This is a genomic window from Candidatus Benthicola sp., assembly GCF_058719085.1.
The window spans coordinates 1-6,124 of sequence record NZ_JBZQEK010000041.1 but is presented as its reverse complement, the minus strand read 5'-3'; the positions used below and the strand labels follow the sequence as shown (position 1 = coordinate 6,124).

The following is a 6,124-nucleotide window of genomic DNA, read 5'->3' as shown; positions in this document are numbered from 1 at the left end:
GGCCCCGGCCGCCCGGTACGAGTGTGGCCCGGGCCGCCCCTAGTCGACGACCGGGGTGCCGAACTCGACGAGCTGCTCCTCGACCTGCGAGCGATCTCCGGTGACCACCAAGAGCATGTCCTCCGGCCGAATGTATTCTCGCATGATGCGCTGCACCTCTTCGGGCGTCACCGCGTAGATCCGGTCCACGTAGGTCTCGAGCCAGTCGTCGGGAAGGCCGTGCAGACGCATGAACGCCAGCTGGCCCGCGATGCCGAAGCGGCTCGAGTTCTGGAGCACGAAGATCCCGGCCATGAAATTCTGGATCCCGGCCAGCTCCTCCTCCGGCGGAGGCTCGTCTTGCAGGCGTTCGATCTCGTAGAAGATCTCGTCCAGCGAGGCTCCGGTGACGTCCGTGCTGACGTCGGCCGTCTCCACCCAGTAGGCGTCGCGGTACCGGGTCGACACCTGGCTGAAGGGCGAGTAGGTGTAGCCCTTGTCCTCGCGGATGTTGCGGGTGATGCGCGAGGCGAACGACCCGCCGAGCAGCTGGTTGACGACCTGGAGGGCCACCCAGTCCTCGTCCGAAGGGTCGATCGTCGGGAGCCCCACGTAGATCGTGGACTGTGGAGCGCCGGGCCGGTCCACCACGTGCACGGCCCGACCGGTCACCGGCTCCGGCACGTTCACCGTCGGCGGCGGACCTTCCTGCCAGCTCCCGAACGCCTGCTCGATCGCGCTGCGCATCGAGCCCTCGTCGAACATCCCGGTCACGTAGATGTGCGAGCGTGCGGCCCCGAAGTTGGCCTCGTAGAAGCCGCGGACCTGCTCGAGCGTGTAGCCCCGTAGCATGTCCTCGGTGGGATAGGTGCGCCCGTACGGATGGTCCGGGTACATGACGGCGCGGAAGCGCTCCATCGTCTGCGCCTGCGCCCCCTGCTTCGAGATGCTCACCTGCCGGATCCGGTCCGCCTTCAGCCGCTCGAGCTCGGATTCCGGGAAGGCCGGGCTCAGGGCCACGTCGGCGATCAGCTCCACGAGCTCGGGGCCGTACTCGGCCAGCACCTGTCCGGTGACGCTGGACTGGTCGAGCCCCACGCCGATGTTCACCGATCCGCCCATGGCGGCCGCTTCGAGCGCGATGTCCTCGGCGCTTCGCGTGGCCGTGCCCTCCTTCATCAGGTCGCCCATCAGGTCGGCGAGCCATACCTCGTTCGCCGCCTCGTCGATGTTGCCGGTCCGGATGACCAGCTGCACCGCCACCTTGGGCATGTTGCCGTACGGCACCATGGTGACCCCGAGGCCGTTGGAGAGCGTGAACTCGACCGGCTCAGCGAGCTGGAAATCCTTCGGCTGCCCGCCCTCCGGCGGCATTTCCTGGGCGGAGGCGGTCCCGACTCGTGGCCCGAGTCCGCCTCCTGCGGCCAGCGCGAGCGCTGCCACGAACCCGGCGAGGCGTCTGGTGGTCTGTCTCATCGTACGCCTCCTCATCGCATGCCGGCGCCCGCGGAGCCGTCCGCGGCGCCGGGCTCGATCGTGAAGATCGACCGGTTGGTGGAGCGCAGGTACTCCCGCGCCGTCTGCTGAATCCGTTCCGGCGTCACGGCCTCGAACTCCGCCTCGATCCGGTTGATCCGGGCCGGGTCATCGTCGAAGAGGGCGAATGCGGCCAGAAGGTCCGCCCGCCCGAAGCCGAACGTGCTCTCGATCGAACCATACAGGCTGGACTTGGCCTTCGTGCGCGCCCGGTCCAGCGTCGCCTCATCGACCGGTTCGTCCACGATGCGGGCGATCACCTCATCGGCGGCGGCCAGGATGTCGTCCTCGCTCACGTCGGCGTCGTGGTACACGGACACCGTCCACAGGTTGGGCCCGGAGTAGTTGTACATGTTGCCGAGGTCGTTCATGCTGCCGCTCACGCCCGCCGTGAAGCCCTCCTCCTGCACGAGCCGCTGGTGCAGCCACGAGTCCTCGCCGCTCACCAGGATCTGGTGGATCAGGCCGAAGGCCCAGTACTCGGGCGTGTTCCGCTCCGGCGTGTGGTACGCGAACGCCAGCGCGGGGCGAGGGGCGAGCGGATCCACCCGGCTGGCCCGCTTCTCGGTTTCCTGCCTCGGCTCGCTGATGTCGAACTCGGGCACCTCCGGGCCGGCCGGGATGGGCCCGAAGTACTGATCGATCCACCCGCGGGCCTCGGCCGGGTCGAAATCGCCGACCACCACGAGGGCCGCGTTGTTCGGGGCGTAGAACGTGTCGAAGAACTCCTGCACGTCCTCCAGCGTGGCGGCCTCGAGGTCCGAGAGCTCGCCGTAGAAGTTGTGCGCGTTGAACCAGTTCTCGTTGGCCAGCTGGGGCATGTCGAGCCACGGGAACCCGCCGTACGGCTGGTTCAGCACGTTCACCTTCACCTCGTTCATCACCACGCCCTGCTGGTTCGTCAGGTTCTCCTGCGTGATGTCGAGCCCCTTCATCCGGTCGGCTTCGGCCCACAGCATCGTCTCGAGCTTGTGGGCCGGCACGATCTCGAAATAGTTGGTGAAGTCGAGCCGCGTGGAGCCGTTGAGGACGCCGCCCACGTTCTGGACGAGCGACACGAACTCCATCTTCCCCAGGTTCTCGGAGCCCTGGAACATCATGTGCTCGAACAGGTGCGCGAAGCCGGTGCGGTCCCTCGGCTCCAGCCGGAGGCCCACGTTGTAGTAGACCGCCACGGTGACGATCGGCGCGGTCTGATCGGGCGACAGGACCACCTTGAGTCCATTGTCGAGCTCGTAGTACTCGACCGGTACCGCGAACGTCGTGTCGAGCGCTACGGACGCGTCGTCCGCCGACTGGCAGGCGCCCAGGGCGAACGTGAGTCCCGCGAGCGCGAGACCTCTCCATCGGCTGCTATCCCGCATCGTGTGGCTCCTCCGGTGCAAGGATTCGGGAGCGGCGTGCAAAGCCGGAACCTACATACGTGTTACGGAACACCCAAACCCGACCTACCGCGTAGATCGGCGGCTCCCGGTTTCACCGGAACCGAACGCCCGCCGCCCCCCGCCCTACCAGCGGACCAGGGCGCCGCCCCAGGTGAAGCCGGAACCGAACGCCGTGAAGCCGACGAGGTCCCCGCGCTGGATCCGTCCCTCCGCCACGCACTCGTGCAGGGCAATCGGGATGCTGGCCGCCGTGGTGTTTCCGTACCGCATGATGTTGTTGTACATCTTCTCATCCGGCAGGCCGAGCCCCTTCGCGACCGCCTGAGCGATTCTCAGGTTGGCCTGGTGCGGGATCACCATGTCGAGGTCATCCAGCGCGTGCCCCGCCTGGTCCAGCACCTCGAGCAGAGCGGCGGGCATCTTCGTCACCGCGTGCTTGAAGACCTCACGTCCCTCCATCTTCGGCATGGTCAGACCCTCGTCGATCATCTCCTTCGTCACGAAGGGCTTTCGGACGCAGGCGGGAGCGGGGGCCCAGAGCTTCTCGGCGAACCGGCCATCGGCGTGGGTGGTCACGGCCAGGAGCCCCCGGTCCTCTTCCTCCGTCGGGCCGAGGATGGCGGCCGCGGCCCCATCGCCGAACAGCACCGCGGTGTCGCGTCCCTCCGTGGAGAGCACGATGCCCGAAGAGTGCACCTCGGTGCCGACGAGGAGGATGCGACGGTATCGGCCCGTCCGGATGAACGAGTCGGCGACCTCGAGGCCGTAGATGAAGCCCGTGCACTGGTTCCGGATGTCGAGGCAAGGGATGTCGGTGATTCCGAGCTTCCGCTGCAGGAAGACCGCGGTGCCCGGGAAGAAATGGTCGGGGCTCAGGGTGGCGAGAACGATGCAGTCCAGCTCCTCCGCCTCCATGCCGGCCGCCTCGAGCGCGCGTTCGGTCGCCACCCGCGCCATGTCCGAACCGCCTTCATCCTCCGCCGCCCACCGTCGCTCCTCGATACCGGACCGCTGTCGGATCCACTCGTCCGAAGTGTCCATGTAGGTCTCGAGCTCCCGGTTGGTGACGACGCGATCGGGAACGTACATGCCGGTGGAGATGAATTCAGTGCGGATCATGGCTGCCTCGGCCTCCGGGGGTTGGACGTGAAGACCCAATCTAGTCCCCCCCGAGTGCCGGACGCACGCCGGAGAGCGGAAGCGGCCGAGGCGGGCTCCCCAGAAGGGATGACGACGTCAGAAATCGCGGCGGGAGATCTTCAGGCGACGATCGCGCACACGACGAAGATCGCGGTGATCACCGTGATCCAGTACCACAACATGGAACGCCTCCACTGCCCGTACTACCTGCACGAAACCGAGTCACCGGGGGTGACGAAAAGTGGGGCCGGTACGACGGGGGGACGTCGCTTCGCAACATGCTACGATGGGCGGTGCGGCGCAACTTCGGATCGGACGCAACGGGGCCGCGGCGAGCGGGCCAGGGAACCGGTCAGGCGCCCGGTCCGGGCGGGCGGGAATCCAGCCACCTCCAGGTGACCGTCATCCCCAGGGCCACGACGAGAAACACCACCACGAACGCCAGGGCGATCGGAACGGACTCGAACCAGCGCTGGTAGGGGTACCGGCCCGTGATGAAGTCGGCGATGAGGGAAAGACCGAGCCATACCGGGAGCCCGAAGGCGGCGAGTAAAACCCAGAAGAGGCCGAGCTGAACCGGGTGCCATTCGCTGATCTTCATCTTCCAGTAATGCTACCGTGCCGCGCGGAAGGGAAGGTCGGCCCGCCGCTCGCCGGAGCGACGGGCTGACCGGGCGTACCGCCTCTGTTCAGGCGATCGGGTCCGCGCTGCGCCTCCGGAGCGCCGCCACTCCGAGGGGGAGGAGCAGGAGGGCGCCGCCGAAGCCCATGGCGGCCTCGCCCACGGTGATCGATCGAAAGGGCGAGCTTCCCTGCACTTCGGCCATGACCGCTGCCGTGCGCAGCATGGACTCGATGTCGGCGTCCGCGGCGAGGCGCGGCCAGTTGCCCTCGCTGGCCCTGGGCACCTTCACGAGCGAGACCTCGCGGTTGCCGGCCGCCAGGGCGGCCAGGATCGACACCTCGGCCCGGGTCACCCCGTCCGTGCCGTGAATCGCGAGCACCCAGTTGCCTTCCTCGGGAATGTCGCCCCACACGGCCCACGCACCGCTCTCACCCACCGGAGTGAACTTCAGCGGGATGGAGACCCTGGCTCCGTCCACCACTCCCTCGGCCGTGCCTTCCACCGGGAACTGTCCCTGGTGCTCGTGGTGATACATGTGAACCACGGCGAGTGCGCCACGGGTCTGCCGATCCAGCCGGTTGGGCGGATACTCCAGGCTGATCCAGGGCGGACCGGCGACGGCGATTCCGGTGGCGATCAGCAGCGGGACGGCGGCCAGGGCGGCCGGCCGCACGAGGGTCTTCAGCGTATTCCTCATCCTCTTCATCCTCCTCTTCGGGGGGCTGGCGTCGGTCCACGCATGGGTCCTCGCCGGCTGCTTCTCCGGATCGTGCCCTCGGCGGATTCGTCGCCTGTTTGCTTTGGCATTGTGATGCCTACGGACCGGGAAGTTGTTTGAATGGGACCTCGCCGGACGCACCGCTGCCGGCCGGCCAGTGCCGCACCCGCAGCCGAACTGTCACAAGGGGGATTGACGGATTTCGGGGTACGGGTGTCGTCGGCTCCGCGACCTCTCATGGTTCGGGTCTCGGGCAGGCCTCGCCCCGCGCCTATCCTCCGTCCGCGCTTCGTTGCGACCCCTTCGACCTCCGAACCCCCTGAAACACCCCTCGCGCGATCCTCAGAGGCCGAAAACGGGGGCTGTATATTGGGGATGTATGTTCGGTACATGTTCGGTTTTCACGGGAGGTCGCACTCGATGGTTCAATTCGCTTCGCCCTTCGTCCGGGAGTCCGTCGCCGCCTACACTGCTGCTCTCGATCCCGACCTCGAGCGTGTGGAGACCCTGGAGGAGGAGATCACGGTGCTCGCCGCCCACCTTCATGCGGGAGACCACCGCCTGCTGGCGCTCCTCGCCGAGTACGACCGACTCAGAGGATGGGAGCTGGCCGGCCACCGGACCTGCGCGCACTGGCTCTCTTTCGTCACGGGGATCGACCTCGGGGCCTGCCGCCAGCGGGTGCGGGCGGCCCGCGCGCTGGAGGACCTCCCCCTCACGAGCGAGTCCATGCAGCGGGGC

Annotated in this window: 5 protein-coding genes and 1 pseudogene; 1 reads left to right on the top strand and 5 read right to left on the bottom strand. The window is 67.6% G+C overall.

Annotated features, from left to right (window positions below; translation table 11 throughout):
• Nucleotides 1-39: 39 nt before the first annotated feature.
• From AC36XV_RS03335 to AC36XV_RS03315, 5 genes are all read right to left on the bottom strand, one after another.
• Nucleotides 40-1,455, bottom strand: a complete 1,416-nt coding sequence (locus tag AC36XV_RS03335) for a M16 family metallopeptidase (protein ID WP_492202256.1) — start codon at nt 1,453-1,455, stop codon at nt 40-42.
• An 11-nt stretch (nt 1,456-1,466) separates the two neighbouring features.
• Complete coding sequence (locus AC36XV_RS03330) at nt 1,467-2,879, bottom strand: M16 family metallopeptidase (protein WP_492202255.1); 1,413 nt, start codon at nt 2,877-2,879, stop codon at nt 1,467-1,469.
• A gap of 144 nt (nt 2,880-3,023) precedes the next feature.
• Nucleotides 3,024-4,019 carry a 3-oxoacyl-ACP synthase III family protein gene (locus tag AC36XV_RS03325; protein ID WP_492202254.1) on the bottom strand — a complete coding sequence of 332 codons (996 nt, stop codon included), beginning with the start codon at nt 4,017-4,019 and terminating at the stop codon, nt 3,024-3,026.
• 373 nt (nt 4,020-4,392) lie between these two features.
• Nucleotides 4,393-4,641: a hypothetical protein gene (locus tag AC36XV_RS03320; RefSeq protein WP_492202253.1), complete on the bottom strand. Its 249-nt coding sequence runs from the start codon at nt 4,639-4,641 to the stop codon at nt 4,393-4,395.
• Nucleotides 4,642-4,729: 88 nt separating this feature from the next.
• The gene (locus AC36XV_RS03315; RefSeq protein WP_492202252.1) at nt 4,730-5,362 is read right to left on the bottom strand and encodes a hypothetical protein; all 633 of its coding nucleotides are present in this window, start codon (nt 5,360-5,362) and stop codon (nt 4,730-4,732) included.
• Nucleotides 5,363-5,803: 441 nt separating this feature from the next.
• On the opposite strand from AC36XV_RS03315, the pseudogene AC36XV_RS03310 reads away from it, so the two are divergent.
• Nucleotides 5,804-6,124: pseudogene (locus AC36XV_RS03310) on the top strand (hypothetical protein); the annotation flags it as partial.